The 209-nt window shown below is 33.5% G+C and carries 1 pseudogene; it reads left to right on the forward strand.

Annotation, left to right across the window (positions count from 1 at the left end):
- A pseudogene (locus tag SPADD19_RS11255) lies at positions 1-209 on the forward strand (hypothetical protein); the annotation flags it as partial.

Here is a 209-nt window from a genome sequence, read left to right on the forward strand (position 1 = left end):
ACGAATATATTAAAAATCAATTTACCAAATTATCAGTCAATCTACAGGATGGCGCTAAAGACTTGCCCAATACAACTTATGAATTTGATAGAGGTAATACTAAAATTCATTCTGTATTGAAGAACGGTAAATTAGATACAGCAAACCAAACGATTATCTTCCCAGAAGCTATCAATATTGTGCAACTTGCAACCATGTCCATTGGACCT

This window comes from Streptococcus parasanguinis (assembly GCF_001578955.1).
Taxonomy (GTDB): domain Bacteria; phylum Bacillota; class Bacilli; order Lactobacillales; family Streptococcaceae; genus Streptococcus; species Streptococcus parasanguinis_U.